Here is a 17,058-nt window from a genome sequence, read left to right as displayed (position 1 = left end):
TTTAGGAATTCCAGTAACAAAAGTAATCTTTTTAGTTTATTTACAATAGGAATGTATAAGACTACAATCGGTCTGTCTGGTGAGGGCATTAATTCTCTAAGCCACTTTTTTGTATTCCTATTACCATACTTATGTATACAAAACCATCTTTTTGTATACATATCTGTATAATCATGTATAGAAAACGACCTTTTTGTATACATATCGGTATAATCATGTATATAAAACTACAATTTTATTGAATTGTATAATCTTGAGAGAAAAGTGTAATAAGAGCATGGTTTACATAATAACTATTTTTTCCAATCTTGTATTTAGTAAGTAACCCAATCTGGACTAATTGGTCTAAATACTTTGTTGCAGTAATTCTTCCTACTTGTAAATCTTCTTGAATAAATTCTATTTTGGTATATGGATGTTTAAAAAGATTATTCAATAAATCTTGGCTGTAAATTTTAGGTAATTCATTTCTAATCTTTTCCTTATAAACCTGCATTAATTGACGTAAGTCTTTTACAATACCTATACTTTGTATAGCCGTTTTCTCAATAGCAATGAGCATAAATTTTACCCAATCAATCCAATTTTCATGGTCACGGACATTTTGAATAAGCCTGTAATAGTCGGATTTATTTTGGTTAATATAACGGCTTAAATACAGAATGGGCAAATTAATTAATCGTTGTTTCTGTAAATATAATACATTCATAATTCTACCTGTACGACCGTTCCCATCGTAAAATGGATGGATGCTCTCAAATTGGAAATGAATAAGTGCCATTTTAATCAAATCATCTAAATCGGATATTTCATCATCATTAATGAATCTTTCAAGGGAATTCATCAACGACACAATTTCATCATTTTTTTGTGGGGGCTCATACACAACCTGACCAAAGTTGTTTTTAAGGCTTGTTCCTGGCACTTTCCTAAAACCTGCTTTATTTCTTTCTAAGGTTTCTTGAATTTCAAGAATAGTTCTATTCGTTAACAATGTACTTTCCTTAATTAATTCATAACCTCTTTTAAGGGCAATTGCATAGTTTTGTACTTCTTTGGCAGCAAGAAACTGAACTCCTTCTATATTGAGTTCTGCCTTGAATAATTCATCTTGGGTGGTTATAATATTTTCAATAGCAGAACTGTCTTTCGCTTCCTGTAAAACCAAAGTGTTGAGTAATAAATATTGATTTGGTATTGATTCTGCTACACCCTTTAGTTCTGCTAAAGCTGTGCGTGCTTTATTTACCATCTTTAAAACTTCTTTGGTTTCTATGTCTATTTTAGGAGGAAACTCTGCGATATTCCACATATTTTTCTTTTATAGTAAAACTCTAAATATTTAGTTAGAAATATTGGTATAAACAAATCTTCATGAAACTACTATCAAATACCAATTAGTTTATAGATTTGATTACCAAAGATAGAAAATTGAAGTGGTTAATAGTATTTAATCATTTTCGAAAGAATAATATTAATGAGTAATTCCGCCTTCGTTGGAATTATCTCCAACGAAATGTGCGTGAGCAACAAGCCAATCGACTGCATCTTTAAAAATCCTCCCATCAAATATATATCGACATGGTATTTCTTGGTTTAGGTATAAATTTTAACCATATAGTACAGCGTTCAATATCGTGTAAATTTGCCTATAATTACAATATGTTTTGCTGAGTACTTAGCTTTTTTGTATGAAATATTTATAGCCGAAGTAAGACTGTTTATGCGTGAAGTGCTGATAATTAATATGAGTTAACTTTTATCCCCCATTCCAAGAACAATCAAATACTTATGAAAAATGTATTAATCAAGTTGGCTATTGTATTAAGTTTAACAGTTGTTGTGTTGTCATCATTTACCATAGATGAAAATAATATCTTGACAGAACAAGAGAAAAAAGATGGTTGGATTTTACTATTTGATGGTAAAACCACCAATGGGTGGCATATTTACAATAAAGGGAAAATTCCATCGGCATGGATTATACAGAACGACGAGTTATACTGTAAACCAGATACCTTTAAGGTTGAACATGGCGATTTGGTTTCAGATAAGGTTTTCCAGAATTTCGAGCTAAAATTTGAATGGAAAATAAGTGAAGGGGGTAACAGTGGTGTTTTTTTCAATGTCATTGAAAAACAAACTATTCCAACGGCTTGGGCTTCGGGGCCAGAATATCAGCTGTTAGAGGAATCTCATCCCGACTTTGCAATAAGTCCCAAAAAACGTTCGGGTTGTTTGTATGGTTTTTATCCCCAAAAGAATACAGCATCAACCAAACCTGCCAGCGAATGGAACCAGTCGATTATTAAACAAGTGAATGGTCAGGTACAATTTTACCTAAATGGCATACTAACTGCGGAACAAAACCTTAATGCTAAAGAATGGAAAGCGCTAGTTGCCAAAAGTGGATTTAAGTATTTCCCACAATTTAGTAAATCTACAAAAGGGAGTATCGCTTTACAGGATTGGTCGAAAGGAATATCATTTAGAAATATCAAAATTAAAAACCTTTAGCGTTTGTACTTGCTGTGGGATTAGATATTAACGATAATACCTTATCGGGCATATTCCCACAAGCAAGGCTTTGCGAAAGGGTGTAATTCACCCCATTTTCTAATAGATTCAACACATTTCCCACTTTGGGGTCAGTCATCGCTTTAATATTGGACATGATTTTCACAAACCTCATTCATGTCATGAAAAAGCTACTTACTTTTATTTTTTGTCACTTTATTTTTTATCCAGTTTTCGCACAGTCTTCCCCCAAAACGCCTCATGCTATCAAGGGTTTTGTCATGGATTCAATAACTGGCAAGTCCGTAGCTTTTGTAAGGGTTACGCTCAAAAACTTGCCAAATAAGGCTGTCAGCCTACAAACTATTGATACAAAGGGAAGGTTTATTCTACACAGCCTTCATGAAGACAATGATTCTCTCACGATAAATTGTAGTGGTCATGTGGCTAGGAATATTACTATCAGCCCTAACAATGCTGGAAAAAATGACCTCGATATTTTGCTACTCATTCCCGAAGCACAAGAATTAAAAGAGGTGACGATAGTAGCTAACAAAACCCACCTTAAAGATGATATTGAGCGTATGGCTCAAAAAATATTAAGCTCCTCCGAGGCTACCTCTAGTCTGAAAACAAGCATGGTTACTACGTATAGATATAATGTTGAAAATACGAATAATACCATTAATATCATTTATAGCAGAGCAAAATATACTTGGTATTTTCGTGTTCTGTGGAGGTAATTAAGGTAGCTATTCCTCTTTGGTCGATGACTTAAGTCACCGACCAAAGAGGAATATTTTTTGTTGAGAATAACTGTTATTTAATAATCTGTTGAGTGTTTTTTCTTGCGAATATTATTACTTATCTTATCACTAGACGGTAACTTGAGTCACCATTTTGCTGCGTTTATTTTATAGAGTTTGGCATGATTTTTTTGAGTGTTTCGATTGGGTGACCATTATGGTTGCCCATAATAATATTTATTCAGATTGGATTGTCTACAGGGTTTTTAGCAAAATGAATACATCAGTAGACATCGCTAACGTATTGATTGGTTAAGTTCTAAAGCTCAAAATTATTTATTCCTACAGACTTAAGTCGCTGGCTAGGAATAGGGTCTTGAAGTAAATAACCTAGGGAATTAATTACGTTATTTAATCTGAATGAATTGATATCAACGACTAAATTTTAAACGGATGTTTGCTTAATTAAGCTAGATTGTTGAAGGGTAAGCTTTATTGATTGAACAACTACCTATTCCGATGAAATCAAATTACTTCTTAAGTTTATCCCTTGAAGAGCAAAATAAGTTGCTAGAATCTATCTTAGATGCACTTCCGTATGTAGTATTTCTTTATGATGTTGAAGAAAGAAAAAATCTCTTTATCAATAATGCTGTTTTTGAAAACATAGGCTATACTATCGAGGAGATACATTCTTTAGGAGATAAAGTACTTCAAGAAATTATTCACCCTGATGATTATGAAGAAATTATAGACTTGTTTCAAAAAAATATAGTCTCCAAAGAAGATAGTACACACATACATTTAAATAGGTGGAAGGATAAACAAGGAAAATATCACTGGTTCAAAAATCATGTTACTCCTTTTTATAAAAGCAAACTGAACAATAGTAATAAGGTAATATTAACGATGTCTAATAATATTACACCACAGGTGACGTCTCAGTCAATGATATTAAAGCAAATCAAGAATATTGAGAAAATTTCGTTTACCTTATCGCATGAATTAAGGCACGAACATTCAAAAATATTAGGTATCATCAATCTCTCTCAGCAAAAAGATATTACGCTAACGTTTGAAGAACTCCAGACGTTATCTAATACAATATGCCAAAGTGCCGAAAAGATAGATGGTTCTATCAAGGAAATCAACACGCAATTGCTAAACCTCAAGAATGAGTTTTTAGCGATTACTGCACAAGTGAAATTAGAAACTGTATGATTTGTAGGAGGCTTAATGCCATTAAGCCCTACTATTATTTTGCACATTTAAAAAGTAGGGACATATTGCATATATCCGCATTCCCGACAATAAGACAATCACGGTTCCCCACATTTATTCTTCAATATTAACAACCCGCTTTTTCTTTTTCCAAGGCTTTAACGTAAACTCTAAATCAAGCCCTGCAATATGGTTAGTACGGAGTTGTTTGTGCGAATAATCAGGCACCCACAAATAGTATAAGTTCACTTTAAAATTCTTATTCACCTCATATTTCAAACCCGCCGAATTACGAAATCTATCAAAAGCCAAGCTATTATCAAGCTCTACAAATGGTTCCGTATAGGCATAGACATCCAGTCTTCTAGTAAGTTTGTACTTGCCCGTAAAGCGTGTCCGTATAAAAGCATCTGTATCCGACTGCTCGTCGTCGCCCACAAAATATTGTTTCTGATACTGTATCATCGGTCTGATAGAAGCCCTAAACCTACCTATTTCTTTTTGCGCCTCAATCCCCAAAGCATAGCGATGATAAGTGCCTTTGTCGACCATCGCCAAGCGATAACTACTTGTTATTTCAAAGACATTACTTAGGCGTTTATCTACTTGTCCGTACACATAAGACCCCTTGTAATTGCTGGCATCATCAGCCAAACGCATCCGATATTGCCCTGATACCGACCATCTTTTGGGTAAATCTAGCTTAATCGATGCTCCGTACCACGTCTGAAAATCGTTGTAATCTTTAGTAGTTTGTCCATGCATCAAAGTACTCATTAAGCAAAGACAAAGTATATATAGCTGTGTGTTTTTCATGGTTAGTTTAGTCAACATAGTAAATAATCATACGGGTAGCGTCTCTCAAAAAGTCAATTGATTCTATCTCAACTCGTTGCACATTCAGTCCAGTTCTGTTTTGTAAATCTTCTAACAACTCCTGACGTCTATTGACGTGAATCAACTCTATCCGTTCATAAATGATTGATTTTGAGTGTTCTTTTTTTACCAGCCATTTACTTTCCAGTACACTCGTTGTGATTAATAAGATGCCGTTCAATGCAGAAAGCTCGTCCCAACCCCCTTTGCTTACTGCCGATAGTAAACCAATGGCAATGACCAAAAAAAGGTAAGTCATATCACGGGTAGAGATACTTTCGGTACGGTAACGGAGCATTGAAAAAACAGCAAATAACCCAAAGGCAGCCCCCATAGACATCTCTACATTATTCAATAAATTGGTAATGAGAAAAATGGTAAGGTTGAAGGTGAAAAAAGTAAAAAACTGCTCTGTTTTGTGGTAAGTTCTGTAATAAATAAGCCTTACCAAGATAGTAGTAGCAATTAAATCAATGGTTAGTCGTAAAAAAAACTTGGGTGATAGTTTATCCAATAATTCAAACCCAGCGCCCTGAATATTTTGTAAAGTATCGGTACTAGCTATGTCCTGCAAGAGCATCATGTTGGCTGATTAATTTAGTGATTTTTAGTAAATGTGGTTTGAAACGATTGTATTTTACACCCTCTATCAAGCTGATAATGCCAAAGCAATATTTACTGATAGAGCCTTCGCGGATGTGGTATTTTTTCATGAGTTCGATAAAGTGCGAGGCTCCCTTTTTCTCTTGTTTTACCTCCGCAATCACAATCGTAGGGTATCCCTTTTCTTTATTGTCGTTCTTGAAACAGAGTTCTAAATCTATCGTCAGCCTTTCCAGAGTATGTTTGCTAACAAGCGTGATTCGCCTATAAAACACCCAAAGCACACCCTTTAAATCGTTGGGATGAAAGGGAGAATGTTTTTCAAGGAAATCACGCTCATTATCTTCGTCAATCGACGGTTTATTGTACTCACTTGTTCTTATTCTTTTTTTCAGGGTTCTGCCTTTGTTGTTTTTAAATTTTATCTCAAAAAACTGTAGGTCAGACCCCACATAATTGCGTGTACGGATTTTATAGCGGTTCAAACTACCCGTTTGGTGCTGATGATATAGCCCCATCTGATTATCTTCATCAAAATATTGGGTTTCATAAGCACAAATACGCTCTTGGTTCACGACGACTACTTTGTAATGTTCACAGGCTTCTTTTAATAGCTTTGGTAGCAACCAAAGTGGAATTACGTATTTTACATCCACTCTATCCATCAGCTTTACCTTGTCCATTTCCGCCAACGTGATAGGTTCAAAATGCGCTATTTCCTTTGTGATAGTCTCCAACAAGCTACTAGTTCCCATAGATGTATTTCTTTATTTGAATGGTTTTGCCTTGTGCGTCTATGGTTTTTCGTTCGGTTCTAAACCCTTTGCTATCTATCGTATAGATTTGCTTGGTTTCCAAGGTGTTCAGTTCATTATATTTCCATTCCTCTTTTTTCTCGCCGTTGATGTCATATTTATATACCTCGCGACTTATCTGTTTGCCATTAGCATCTTGCACAATTTCTTCTACCTTATCTTTTTCTGAGTTGTATTTAGTAAGGGTTTTGGTCTGGATATTGCCTTTTTTATCAAAATTGATTTCCTCGATTACATTACCGTTATCATCCAATTTCTTCTGTACATCTGTTCGTTTGGTTTCTTTCCCTCCGCTGACATCAACAATTATTTCAGTAATGTTTTTTACACGGTATTTTTTAAGGTCTTTCTTGCTTTGTCCGAATAGTTGGGCACTTAAAATCAGGCATAAAAATGTTATTGTGGTTTTCATATTGATATAATTATGTTGGTTAGTTTGTATTGGATTTATTCTTTACTATTAGCGTGTGACTTAAGTCACACGCTAATAGTAAAGAATTGTGTGAGAGCAAAATAATCTCACTTTACAAAAGCCTTCACCGCCGTATTTCTAGTAACTACATGCGTCTTCAAAGCTGTAATTGCTGTAGCAAAATCGCTGGCACTGCTCAGGTAAGTATAGCCTTTTTGTTCAGGTTCAGCACCCGTCACGTAAGGAGAAATCAGGGTATAGTTTTTATCCAACATCGCATTGACATTGGCAACCGTAAAAATATTGTCATTGAATTCTTTTACGTATGCCTTGTACTTGGCATAATAGGTGGCATCATCCGCCAAATACCTAATCAATGGCCAAGCACTGGTTACTTCCGTCATCGCCAATGAAACCCCTTGCTGATTATTGCCCTGTCCACCTGTACTGCTAGTGGTCATCGAAAGGTTAAAATCCCACGGAATCCATGTTATTTTTTTAGTGGAATGGGTATAGAGGTAATAATTATGCGCCATCGCTCCATAAGCATCCCAATTCACAATGACGTTGTTGACCGCTAGCACTTTCAAATAATGATCTACATTAAAAACTTTTTCCAAATCACTTCTCCATTGACTAGCATTGCTTGTGCGTGTACTAGCATTTAGGGCAGTTATGAAGCTTTGTACATCCGAGTAATCAGCGGCTGTTTTGTTATTTTTCTTCTCAAAATCGTCTTGCACAAAAGTCTTTAATGCCGATTCTGGTTTATAGATATTACCATCATCTTCACCAAACTGGTTTTTCACCATTGTGTCATCTATTACTTCTACCATCGTATATACCCCACAATATTTTAGTCCACTACCGAAATTGATGTACACTTTATAAAAAGCAGTTTGAGCACTAGGAATGCCTGCTGCTCTGAACAAATCGCTTGCTATTTTATCCCTCATCAGCGAGTTATCATTATATCCCGGCGACATCGAGAATTCTTTAAAGCCATAAAAACGCTGATTTTTGATTTCGGGATAGGTATCTTCAAACTCATCAAAATTCAATTTAAATGGCAATTTATAGTTGCCACTTCGCCATGCTCCCGATAAACTAGAGTTTCCTTTGAGTCTGAAACCTGTATGGTACCACTCTTTACCGTTGAATTTTACTGAGGTGGCTACATAGATAGGGTCGCCAGTGATGAGGTCTAAGCCACCACCACCAGCGTTCCCACCACCTCCGCCACTGGGATTTGCCCCGCCAGGCGTCCCGCTACCAGATGAACTCGCACCAAAATCTGACCCAGATTTGGTTTTCATATCAGTTCTGATGGCCTGCCAATCTGCCGACGTCATCGTAATTTCAAGTGTATTTACTTTATCTTGTGGAAAAGCCACATTATAATCTGGGCTAACGCTATTGCCATGAGACGTTTCCGTCCAGTCGGGTGTAGAGGCACTTATCTCATCGTTTACCTTGCAAGAAGACAAGTCCATTATTCCCAGTAAGAGAAAGGCCACTAAGTTGTTGATTTTCATATTGGTTTATTGTATGGGGTTATTTAAAGAGCAGTTTATACATCGAAGACCAGCCCCTTATTCCAACCGTTGCATACGTGTAGATGAATGTCGTGTTTGTGTAGATAGATATTATTTATTCCTTCAAAAAAGCCTGAACGGCCTCTTGTCGTGCTTCGATGTGTTTCTTAAGCCCTTCAAATTCCTTTTCAAAAGCTTTTACATCAGTCAATTGCGAATACGGTTTTTGTTCTAAACCTACCAAAGGTTTTAATAATTGGTAATGTTCATCCAACAAAGCGTGCATTTTGGCAGGTGTGAAAATATACACACTAAAGGCCTTTACATAGTTTTTGTATCGTTTGGCATATACCTCATCATCCATCAAAAAACGGATTAATGGCCAACGGTCTGTTACCTCTTTTTGGGATAACGACCCACTTTTCCCCATCATCGGAGGCATCATCTGTGGAGGCATCTCTCTGCCACCCGTTGGCATAGCAGGAGCATCGCCTTGTTGCATCGCTGGGTTAAAGGCAGGCATCCTGTTCATATCTGGTGGGCCAGAAAAACCACCACCGCCACCTCTGCCAGTTTTCAGGGCTTCGTTATTATCCCAAGGAATCCACGTAAGGTGCCCCAGCGTAGAATTGTACAGGTAAAAATTATGCGCCATCGCTCCATAAGTATCCCAATTGACCGCCACAGCATTGACGGCTAACCATTTTAAAAACTGGTTTACATTGAATACGCTTTCTAAATCGCTTCGCCATTGTGCAGGGCTGTTAGTGCGCGACGACGCATTTAATACCTTAATCAACTGCTTGATGTCGCTCCAGTCGGCAGGAGAACTTTTTTTATTTTTTCTTTCAAAAGCAGTACTATCAAACCTTGCGAAGGTAGATTCTGGCTTATAAATATTGCCCGACTTCTCGCCAAACTGTGTTTTAATCATGGTGTCGTCTACTACTTCCACCATCGTATAAATACCGCAATATTTTTCACCTTCTCCGAAATTGATATATACCTGATAATAAGCAGTTTGTGGCGAATTGATGCCTGCTTGTTGAAAAATTTCGTTCATTACTTTTTCTCTCATTAACGAATTGTCGCCCATGGCGGGTGACATAGAGAGTGCTTCAAACCCATAAAAATCACTTCCTTTTTTGATGTATTTTCCGAAGTCCAGTCTGAATGGTAATTTATAAATGCCTTGTCCCCATGACATCATCAAGCTAGAATTCCCTTTCAGTCTGAAACCCACCTGTTGCCAAGTACTATCTTTAAACGTAAGTTTCGCCGAAACGTAGGGTGGGTCTTTTTGTACCATCTTCATCGGAGAACCCCATTGCCTATCCTGTCTGTTTGGAGCATTTCTATCAAAGTTAGGCGGAGGCATATTGGGCATTCCTCGTCCGTTTTTCATCGTACCAAATTCAGTATTTAAAATGTTTTTCATCTCTAACTGAATGCCCTGCCAGTCTTCTTTCTTTAACGTAACCACCAATTTGTTTACCTTTCGTTGAGGGAAGACGATGTCATATTGTGGGTTTTCGTGGCTAGACTGTGCAAGTGTTGAACTAGCTACAGCCGAGAAGAGGATAATAAGAATGAATTTACGGATAAGCATGGTTATATATATTAGGGTTTTTGAACCTCACCCCCTGCCCCCTCTCCTTCAGAGAGGGGAAAAACGAGTACTCAAAATCTCCCCTCTCTGAAGGAGAGGGGCAGGGGGTGAGGTTAGAGACCAAAGTAACGCACCAACGAGTTACTGAATAAACGAGTGTAGAATACTAGATTACTTGTGTAGATAAAAGCCCAAATTGAAGGTGTTTTACATCAAAATATGCACAATGAATGTATTGATAGACACTTGTAAAGACCTCAAAACTATATCAGTAAATAAAAGCGTAACTTGATACCACATTTTAATAAACTTCACGTTGTATTCAGTCTATGAAGTATTTAGAGCGATATTCTTTTTTAATACATATTTTGGGGTGGCTAGTATTTATTTTAGCCCCTTTTTCATTCTTCCCCTTCTCAATAAAGGAAAGCTTGAAATTTTACCCCTTTTTGATGTCCAACTTTATCAACAATTTTTTATTGATAGGACTGTTTTATTTCAACCTACATTGGCTGACACCTAATACCCTCCAAAAAGGCACATGGGGTACATTCATAGGTTTATTGCTAGGGGCATTCATCGTTATGTTTGTCATCGATAAGGTGATTTTTGACCTTACCTTTGATGATATGCCACGACCAAGGCATGATAGCCCGCCCCCATTACATGGCGAGGGACGTCCGCGACCATTTTTCGCAGGACCGCCCATGATGCTCAATTCACCTCATTTTTTTGGGATGTTTGTTTCGTTTATATTGGTGGTGGTGCTCAGTAGTGTGATTGCCCTCTGGAGAGAACGAACAGAAAACAAGGCTATCCAACAGCAAATTATTTATGAAAAAGTAGCCGCAGAATTAGCAGTGTTGAAATTGCAAGTAAGTCCTCATTTTCTGTTTAATACCCTCAATAATATTCGTTGGTTGGCACGACAAAAATCTGAACAAACAGAAGGGTATATCCTCAAGCTTTCAGACTTGCTACGGTACATGATTTACCATGCGAACCATGACAAAGTGGCTTTTTCGCAAGAAATAAAATACCTCAACGATTATATCGACCTGCAACGCATGAGACTGATTGACCCTTCAAAAGTAATATTTGAAGTAGAGAGCGACACCGAAACCCTGATGATAGAGCCTATGTTGTTTATTCCATTTGTAGAAAATGCCTTTAAATATGGCGTACATAGTCAGCAAGATACGCCCATTGAATTTCGTTTATCAATCAAAGACAAAGTATTACACTTTTATAGTAAAAATGATATTTTTACGAGCAACTCGCCCTTGTTGGAAGAAGAATCTGGTATTGGAATCCCGAATGTAAAGAAGCGATTAGCCTTGCATTATCCCGACAAACACCAACTTAGTATTAATACAGAATGGGGAAAGTTTGAAGTAAACTTATTGATAAACCTGAGCGCATGAAAATCCGTTGTTTGGCAGTAGACGATGAGCCATTTGCCCTAAATATATTGGTAGATGACTTACAAAAAATACCCTATCTTGATTTAGTAAAGTCAACGACCAATCCTTTAGAGGTGTTTGAAATATTGAAAAAGGAAACGATAGACTTGCTTTTTATTGATATTCAAATGCCTAGTCTGACGGGCATACAATTGCTAAAAAGCCTTTCAGAGTCGCCTATGGTGATTTTTACGACGGCCTTTGAGCAATACGCCCTACAAAGCTATGACCTGAATGTAGTAGATTATTTATTAAAGCCCATTGCCTTTGAGCGCCTGCTGAAAGCAACCAACAAAGCCAACGAATTATTTATTTTAAGGCAATTGTCTAAAACTAATTCTTTACCAACAAGTGAAGAAAATGAACCAGATTGTTGTTTCGTTTATTCAGAATACAAGGAAATTAAAATCATGTATGACGAAATTCTATACATAGAAGGACTGAAAGACTATGTAAAGATTTATACCGTAAAATCCCCGCAGAAGCCTATCCTGACGCGATTAAATCTAAAGGCAATGGAGGTGAAATTATCAGAAAAAGTGTTTTGTAGGATACACAATTCCTATATCGTCAATTTAAAAAAGATAGATAGTTTCCAGAAAACAAAAATCAATATCGGCCCTATAGAAATCCCAATTGGCAGTCGTTTTTTTGATTTTTTTGAGGAGAGGTATCGGGGGAAAAGGTGATGAGTAAAAGTAGGGCTGAATTGCATTCAGCCGTTTCCGATATAGGCTGAATGCAATTCAGCCCTACTTTTGACTTCCGTGTTCGATAGACCAGCCACGGTACAGTAGCACGAGTTTTCAACTCGTACGCTAGCTAATACACGAGTTGGAAACTCGTGCTACTGGTGGTCTATTTTTAAAACTCCAAAGTCAACTGTTTCCCCACCATCTCATCGGCCGACTCTAGGTTTGATAAAGAAATACCCAATAGTCTTACACCCTTTGGAACGGGATATAATTGTTCCAATAATTCAAAGGCTATTTTTTCAAAAAAGGTACTGTCAAAAATAGGAGAGAGCGTCGTTCTGCTCCGTGTGATAATCTGAAAATCATTGTATTTTACCTTTAAGTTTACCGTTCTGCCATAGATATGAGTACGGTCGCAGTATTTCCAGACGTCGTCAATAATAGGTTTTAATCCCGCTTCTAATTCTACGCTGGTTTCTAAATCTCGCCAAAAGGTATTTTCTGACCCCACCGATTTCCTGATTCTTTCAGGATTCACGGGGCGATTGTCTATCGCACGGGCGATGTTATAATAATATTTCCCTGCCTTGCCGAAGTTTTTGGTCAGAAAAGCTTCGTCGTATTGGCGTAAATCCAGACCCGTAAAAATATTCATTTTGTTCATTTTATCGGCCGTTACCCTACCTATGCCATGAAAACGATATACTTCTAATTGCTCTACAAATTTTTCGCCTTGGTTAGGTTTTATCACAAAGAGGCCATCAGGCTTTTTGTAGTCGGATGCTAATTTGGCTAAGAATTTATTATACGACACCCCTGCGGAGGCCGTTAGTTGTGTTTTTTCTTTGATTTTTGCCCTAATTTCTTTGGCTATTTCCGTGGCAGAGTCTATGCCCTTTAGATTTTCGGTAACATCTAAATAAGCTTCGTCTAGCGACAGGGGCTCTATCAGAGGAGTATATTCCGCAAAAATCTCTCTGATTTGCTTGGAAACAGTCTTGTAGCTTTCAAAACGAGGTTTGACAAAAATTAAATTCGGACATTTTCGTGCTGCCATCATCGACGACATCGCCGAACGTACGCCAAACTTACGAGCTTCATAACTGGCTGCTGCCACCACGCCACGCTCACGCGAGCCACCCACTGCGACGGGTTTTCCACGCAAGGCAGGGTTGTCTCTTTGCTCTACAGAAGCATAGAAGGCATCCATATCAATATGAATTATTTTTCGTATGTTTGTTTCGGGCATTGTTTGGGGCTTTCGGCTGTAAGCAATAAGCTATGAGCTTTCAGCTTTCGGATGTCAGTCGTCAGCTTTCACAAACGATTTACTGACAATAGAAAGCCGATATCTGATGACTGATAGCTTATATCAATCACTAACTCACTCATTCACAATTCACTCATTAAAAAAAATGTCTCTCGACCAATTATTTAAACAAGATTTCAGTCCAGAATTCCAATTCCAAGCCTCAAGAAGTGGTGGAGCTGGTGGACAGAATGTTAATAAGGTTTCTACCAAGGTAGAACTCCGATTCAATATAATCAATTCCGTTTTATTAGACGAAATTCAGAAAAATACGCTTCAAGAAAAACTTAAAAACCAAATTAATTCTGAGGGTGAACTAATCATTGTTTCGCAAGAAGAACGTACTCAACTTCGAAACAAACATTTGGCGATTAAAAAGTTTATGGATTTACTAAAAAAGGCTTTGTTCGTACCCAAAAAACGCAAAGCCAGTCAACCAACTTTGGCTTCTAAAATGGATAGACTCAAAACAAAAAAAATCGCTTCCATCAAAAAAGTGAATAGAAGAGGGATTTCTTTTGAAGAATGAGTTTTGATTGTAGGACTTTAGGATTATTAGACTTTAGGACTTGAAGATTTTAGACACAAGATTTTTTTTGTTGTAGGACTTTAGGAAATTAGACTTTAGGACTTTTGGATTTTTAGACTTTAGGATACTAGACGTAAGACTCAAGACACAAGATTTATTGTTTAAGGACTTGACACCGAAGGCAGATAGCCGAAATCTGACATCCGATAGCTTAAAGCTTATAGCCTAATGCTTACAGCTTTAAAGATAAATCCCTATTTTTGCACCTTAAAACAGACACAAATGCTTACTCCAAAATCACAAGGATACTTTTTTCCTGCCGAATGGCATCCACACGTAGCAACTTGGCTTACTTTTCCGCACAACGACCACTCTTGGCAAGGTGACAAACTAGCCAAAATGTACCCACAATATTTTAATTTTATCAAGGCGATTGCTAAAGGTGAAAAGGTTTGCTTGAATGTAAATGACGAAACCCTTAAATCGTTCATTTTGAATGAATTACCGAAATATGATATTGAACTTTCGCAAATAGAAATATTAGTAAACCCCACCAACGATGCTTGGTGCAGAGACCACGGTCCTGCGTTTTTGATTAATCCAGATACTAAGCAACGCATGATTGTGAATTGGGGATACAACGCTTGGGGCGGAAAATATCCTCCATTTGATGATGATAACAATTTGCCTACCAAAATTGCCGAATACCGTGGCTTAAATAGCGTAACCCCCGGCATTATTATGGAAGGCGGGTCGGTAGAATTTAACGGAGCGGGCACAGTACTGACCAGTCGCTCATGTTTGTTGAACCCTAATAGAAATCCACATCTGAACCAAGCCCAAATAGAACAATACCTATGTGATTTCTACGGACAAGAACAGGTGTTATGGGTAAACGATGGCATAGTAGGGGATGATACCGACGGTCATGTGGATGATACTGTCCGTTTTGTCAATGCCGATACCGTAATAGCAGCCGTTGAATATGACAAAAACGATGATAATTACGAAGTATTGAACGATAATTTACAGCTATTAAAACAGATGCGTTTGGTAAATGGCAAGCAACTGAATGTAGTAGAATTACCAATGCCCTCGGCAGTAGTGATTGATGAGTTCAGAACACCGGGCTCGTATGCCAACTTCTTGATAACCAATGCTGGCGTAATCGTTCCGACATATCAATGTAAAAATGATGATGTAGCGTTAGATATCCTCTCAGGGCTTTTTACAGACCGCCCAGTAATTGGCTTAGATGCGACAGATATTATTTGGGGACAAGGCAGTTTCCACTGTTTATCTCAACAAGAACCAGCGGTTTAAACATCGGTAGGGACGAATTGCATTCGTCCTTTTCGTCGTCCTATTATTCGTTCGCCAAAAGGTCGTATGCAATACGACCCTACTATTTTAAAAATAAAAATCTATCACTAATTAATAAACACTACAAAGCTTACCAACGGCTCGTTGTATAAAATTATCTTTTCTCTGAAAAAAGAGAATCATCATTATAACAAGAGAGGAGTAAGCTATTTAACCATGAAAAAAACACTATTATTGTTCACGCTTATTGCTAGTTTTACACAATCAATAAAGGCACAAACAACACTTCCTACGCAAGGCTTTATTAATGTCCCTGCACCATCATATTCTTTTGCACTTTTCAGCCCTATTGATGCTGCAACTACTTCTTTGGGATATGGCGGAATGGCACTCTTTAAGGATGAAACCGCTACTTTCTTAAATCCTGCTATGTTGGTACATTCTCCTAATAGGACTGGACTATTTGTGGGTTACACACCTTGGCTCAGAAAATTTGTGAGCGATATGTTTATTTGGCAAGGTGGAGGATATTATCAAATCGATAAAAAGAGTGTGTTATCAAGTAATATCACCTATTTTAGAAGTGGTACTTTTCAACCTACTAATGCTGTAGGACAACTCCTTGAAGAGATTAATGCAAACAACTGGGCTGTAGGACTGAATTATTCCAGACGCTTTTCAGACAAATTATCTATGGCTGTGGGGATGAAATACTTATCTGAACACACAATGGATGTTGGATCTAACACAAATATGGCTTCTTCTAATACTAATCTGGCATTTGATATTAGTTTGGCACACGTTGATACAGATGTCTTTAAAAAATTTACGTTTAACTACGGCTTTAATATCGCTAATATTGGCGGGAAAGTTAAAGATGTTTTTACCTCACAAGAGAGTTTTTTACCCACTAATCTAAAAATAGGGATAGTACCTACCTATAGGCTTGATGCCAAAAATAAGATGTCGTTTACGGTAGATGCCAATAAATTACTGATACCAACATGGAATAGTAAGCATTATAAAGATTCAGCATTGCAAGGAATCGTAGCTTCATTTTCTGATGCCCCAGGTGGACTAAGTGAAGAACTAAGAGAAATAGTGTGGTCGTTGGGAATGCAGTATAGCTATAATGATTTTTTGTTTTTAAGAGCAGGTAAATTTATAGAAGCCCAAGACAAGGGCAATCGTAATTTTACAACATTGGGGACTGGGGTTTTAATTAAGAAATTGGTAAATCTGGATGTTGCTTATTCAATTGACAATAATAACAGTATAATTGGCAACACATTGATACTTTCAGTAGGTTTTAATTTTTCAAGAATTAAATAAGCGTAGGTTTATAAATCACAAAACTGGTAGGGACGAATTGCATTCTTCCTTTTCGTCGTCCTATTCGTACTAA

17 protein-coding genes are annotated in these 17,058 nt (G+C 37.2%); 8 read left to right on the top strand and 9 right to left on the bottom strand.

The features are described 5' to 3' along the window. Positions 1-235 precede the first annotated feature (235 nt). A complete protein-coding gene (locus AC1RNE_RS05945) occupies positions 236-1,312 on the bottom strand; it encodes a Fic family protein (protein ID WP_492800108.1) in 1,077 nt (358 codons plus the stop codon). Positions 1,313-1,791: 479 nt separating this feature from the next. On the opposite strand from AC1RNE_RS05945, the gene AC1RNE_RS05940 reads away from it, so the two are divergent. After that, entirely contained in the window at positions 1,792-2,517 is a 726-nt protein-coding gene (locus AC1RNE_RS05940) for a 3-keto-disaccharide hydrolase (protein ID WP_492800107.1), read from the top strand. Here AC1RNE_RS05940 and AC1RNE_RS05935 read toward each other — a convergent pair. Then, positions 2,504-2,674 carry a hypothetical protein gene (locus AC1RNE_RS05935; protein ID WP_492800106.1) on the bottom strand — a complete coding sequence of 57 codons (171 nt, stop codon included), beginning with the start codon at positions 2,672-2,674 and terminating at the stop codon, positions 2,504-2,506. The two genes, AC1RNE_RS05940 and AC1RNE_RS05935, sit on opposite strands and share 14 nt — an antisense overlap. Before the next feature lie 25 nt (positions 2,675-2,699). On the opposite strand from AC1RNE_RS05935, the gene AC1RNE_RS05930 reads away from it, so the two are divergent. Continuing rightward, complete coding sequence (locus AC1RNE_RS05930) at positions 2,700-3,260, top strand: carboxypeptidase regulatory-like domain-containing protein (RefSeq protein ID WP_492800105.1); 561 nt, start codon at positions 2,700-2,702, stop codon at positions 3,258-3,260. 522 nt (positions 3,261-3,782) lie between these two features. Next, positions 3,783-4,484 (top strand): PAS domain S-box protein, encoded by a 702-nt coding sequence (locus AC1RNE_RS05925; protein ID WP_492800104.1) that lies wholly within the window; start codon positions 3,783-3,785, stop codon positions 4,482-4,484. 114 nt (positions 4,485-4,598) lie between these two features. On the opposite strand, the gene AC1RNE_RS05920 is transcribed toward AC1RNE_RS05925, so the two are convergent. The 6 genes from AC1RNE_RS05920 to AC1RNE_RS05895 all read right to left on the bottom strand — a co-directional run bounded on the left by AC1RNE_RS05920 (position 4,599) and on the right by AC1RNE_RS05895 (position 10,334). Then, positions 4,599-5,300: a DUF2490 domain-containing protein gene (locus AC1RNE_RS05920; RefSeq protein ID WP_492800103.1), complete on the bottom strand. Its 702-nt coding sequence runs from the start codon at positions 5,298-5,300 to the stop codon at positions 4,599-4,601. Positions 5,301-5,307: 7 nt separating this feature from the next. Continuing rightward, positions 5,308-5,943: a DUF4956 domain-containing protein gene (locus AC1RNE_RS05915; RefSeq protein ID WP_492800102.1), complete on the bottom strand. Its 636-nt coding sequence runs from the start codon at positions 5,941-5,943 to the stop codon at positions 5,308-5,310. Then, positions 5,918-6,718 (bottom strand): polyphosphate polymerase domain-containing protein, encoded by an 801-nt coding sequence (locus AC1RNE_RS05910; protein WP_492800101.1) that lies wholly within the window; start codon positions 6,716-6,718, stop codon positions 5,918-5,920. Before AC1RNE_RS05910 ends, AC1RNE_RS05915 begins: the two co-directional genes overlap by 26 nt. Then, the gene (locus AC1RNE_RS05905) at positions 6,708-7,190 is read right to left on the bottom strand and encodes a hypothetical protein (RefSeq protein WP_492800100.1); all 483 of its coding nucleotides are present in this window, start codon (positions 7,188-7,190) and stop codon (positions 6,708-6,710) included. Before AC1RNE_RS05905 ends, AC1RNE_RS05910 begins: the two co-directional genes overlap by 11 nt. A 107-nt stretch (positions 7,191-7,297) precedes the next feature. After that, complete coding sequence (locus tag AC1RNE_RS05900) at positions 7,298-8,725, bottom strand: CotH kinase family protein (protein ID WP_492800099.1); 1,428 nt, start codon at positions 8,723-8,725, stop codon at positions 7,298-7,300. Positions 8,726-8,840: 115 nt separating this feature from the next. Further along, positions 8,841-10,334: a CotH kinase family protein gene (locus tag AC1RNE_RS05895; RefSeq protein WP_492800098.1), complete on the bottom strand. Its 1,494-nt coding sequence runs from the start codon at positions 10,332-10,334 to the stop codon at positions 8,841-8,843. A gap of 452 nt (positions 10,335-10,786) precedes the next feature. Between AC1RNE_RS05895 and AC1RNE_RS05890 the strand changes: the two genes are divergently transcribed. Then, on the top strand, positions 10,787-11,758 hold the full coding sequence (locus tag AC1RNE_RS05890; RefSeq protein ID WP_492800097.1) for a sensor histidine kinase: 972 nt from the start codon (positions 10,787-10,789) through the stop codon (positions 11,756-11,758). Then, complete coding sequence (locus AC1RNE_RS05885; protein WP_492800096.1) at positions 11,755-12,486, top strand: LytR/AlgR family response regulator transcription factor; 732 nt, start codon at positions 11,755-11,757, stop codon at positions 12,484-12,486. Before AC1RNE_RS05890 ends, AC1RNE_RS05885 begins: the two co-directional genes overlap by 4 nt. A gap of 175 nt (positions 12,487-12,661) precedes the next feature. Here AC1RNE_RS05885 and dinB read toward each other — a convergent pair whose 3' ends face one another. After that, positions 12,662-13,741, bottom strand: a complete 1,080-nt coding sequence (gene dinB, locus AC1RNE_RS05880) for a DNA polymerase IV (RefSeq protein ID WP_492800095.1) — start codon at positions 13,739-13,741, stop codon at positions 12,662-12,664. 166 nt (positions 13,742-13,907) lie between these two features. On the opposite strand from dinB, the gene arfB reads away from it, so the two are divergent. The 3 genes from arfB (at position 13,908) to porV (ending at position 16,985) form a co-directional block, all read left to right on the top strand. Further along, positions 13,908-14,330 carry an alternative ribosome rescue aminoacyl-tRNA hydrolase ArfB gene (gene arfB / locus AC1RNE_RS05875; RefSeq protein ID WP_492800094.1) on the top strand — a complete coding sequence of 141 codons (423 nt, stop codon included), beginning with the start codon at positions 13,908-13,910 and terminating at the stop codon, positions 14,328-14,330. 282 nt (positions 14,331-14,612) lie between these two features. After that, positions 14,613-15,653, top strand: coding sequence for an agmatine deiminase family protein (locus AC1RNE_RS05870; RefSeq protein ID WP_492800093.1), 1,041 nt, complete (start codon positions 14,613-14,615; stop codon positions 15,651-15,653). Between the two features lie 216 nt (positions 15,654-15,869). Beyond that, complete coding sequence (gene porV, locus AC1RNE_RS05865) at positions 15,870-16,985, top strand: type IX secretion system outer membrane channel protein PorV (RefSeq protein ID WP_492800092.1); 1,116 nt, start codon at positions 15,870-15,872, stop codon at positions 16,983-16,985. Positions 16,986-17,058: the final 73 nt, after the last annotated feature.

This window comes from Arcicella sp. GW822-FHT02H01, from assembly GCF_058802005.1.
Note: the sequence above shows the minus strand (reverse complement) of the source record. Positions and strands in the feature narration are given on the sequence as shown.

What these genes read in the sequence shown, in the direction of transcription:
- AC1RNE_RS05945 (WP_492800108.1), bottom strand. Translation starts at nt 1,312, where the DNA reads ATGTGGAATATCGCAGAGTTTCCTCCTAAAATAGACATAGAAACCAAA.
- AC1RNE_RS05940 (WP_492800107.1), top strand. Translation starts at nt 1,792, where the DNA reads ATGAAAAATGTATTAATCAAGTTGGCTATTGTATTAAGTTTAACAGTT.
- AC1RNE_RS05935 (WP_492800106.1), bottom strand. Translation starts at nt 2,674, where the DNA reads ATGTCCAATATTAAAGCGATGACTGACCCCAAAGTGGGAAATGTGTTG.
- AC1RNE_RS05930 (WP_492800105.1), top strand. Translation starts at nt 2,700, where the DNA reads ATGAAAAAGCTACTTACTTTTATTTTTTGTCACTTTATTTTTTATCCA.
- AC1RNE_RS05925 (WP_492800104.1), top strand. Translation starts at nt 3,783, where the DNA reads ATGAAATCAAATTACTTCTTAAGTTTATCCCTTGAAGAGCAAAATAAG.
- AC1RNE_RS05920 (WP_492800103.1), bottom strand. Translation starts at nt 5,300, where the DNA reads ATGAAAAACACACAGCTATATATACTTTGTCTTTGCTTAATGAGTACT.
- AC1RNE_RS05915 (WP_492800102.1), bottom strand. Translation starts at nt 5,943, where the DNA reads ATGATGCTCTTGCAGGACATAGCTAGTACCGATACTTTACAAAATATT.
- AC1RNE_RS05910 (WP_492800101.1), bottom strand. Translation starts at nt 6,718, where the DNA reads ATGGGAACTAGTAGCTTGTTGGAGACTATCACAAAGGAAATAGCGCAT.
- AC1RNE_RS05905 (WP_492800100.1), bottom strand. Translation starts at nt 7,190, where the DNA reads ATGAAAACCACAATAACATTTTTATGCCTGATTTTAAGTGCCCAACTA.
- AC1RNE_RS05900 (WP_492800099.1), bottom strand. Translation starts at nt 8,725, where the DNA reads ATGAAAATCAACAACTTAGTGGCCTTTCTCTTACTGGGAATAATGGAC.
- AC1RNE_RS05895 (WP_492800098.1), bottom strand. Translation starts at nt 10,334, where the DNA reads ATGCTTATCCGTAAATTCATTCTTATTATCCTCTTCTCGGCTGTAGCT.
- AC1RNE_RS05890 (WP_492800097.1), top strand. Translation starts at nt 10,787, where the DNA reads ATGTCCAACTTTATCAACAATTTTTTATTGATAGGACTGTTTTATTTC.
- AC1RNE_RS05885 (WP_492800096.1), top strand. Translation starts at nt 11,755, where the DNA reads ATGAAAATCCGTTGTTTGGCAGTAGACGATGAGCCATTTGCCCTAAAT.
- dinB (WP_492800095.1), bottom strand. Translation starts at nt 13,741, where the DNA reads ATGCCCGAAACAAACATACGAAAAATAATTCATATTGATATGGATGCC.
- arfB (WP_492800094.1), top strand. Translation starts at nt 13,908, where the DNA reads ATGTCTCTCGACCAATTATTTAAACAAGATTTCAGTCCAGAATTCCAA.
- AC1RNE_RS05870 (WP_492800093.1), top strand. Translation starts at nt 14,613, where the DNA reads ATGCTTACTCCAAAATCACAAGGATACTTTTTTCCTGCCGAATGGCAT.
- porV (WP_492800092.1), top strand. Translation starts at nt 15,870, where the DNA reads ATGAAAAAAACACTATTATTGTTCACGCTTATTGCTAGTTTTACACAA.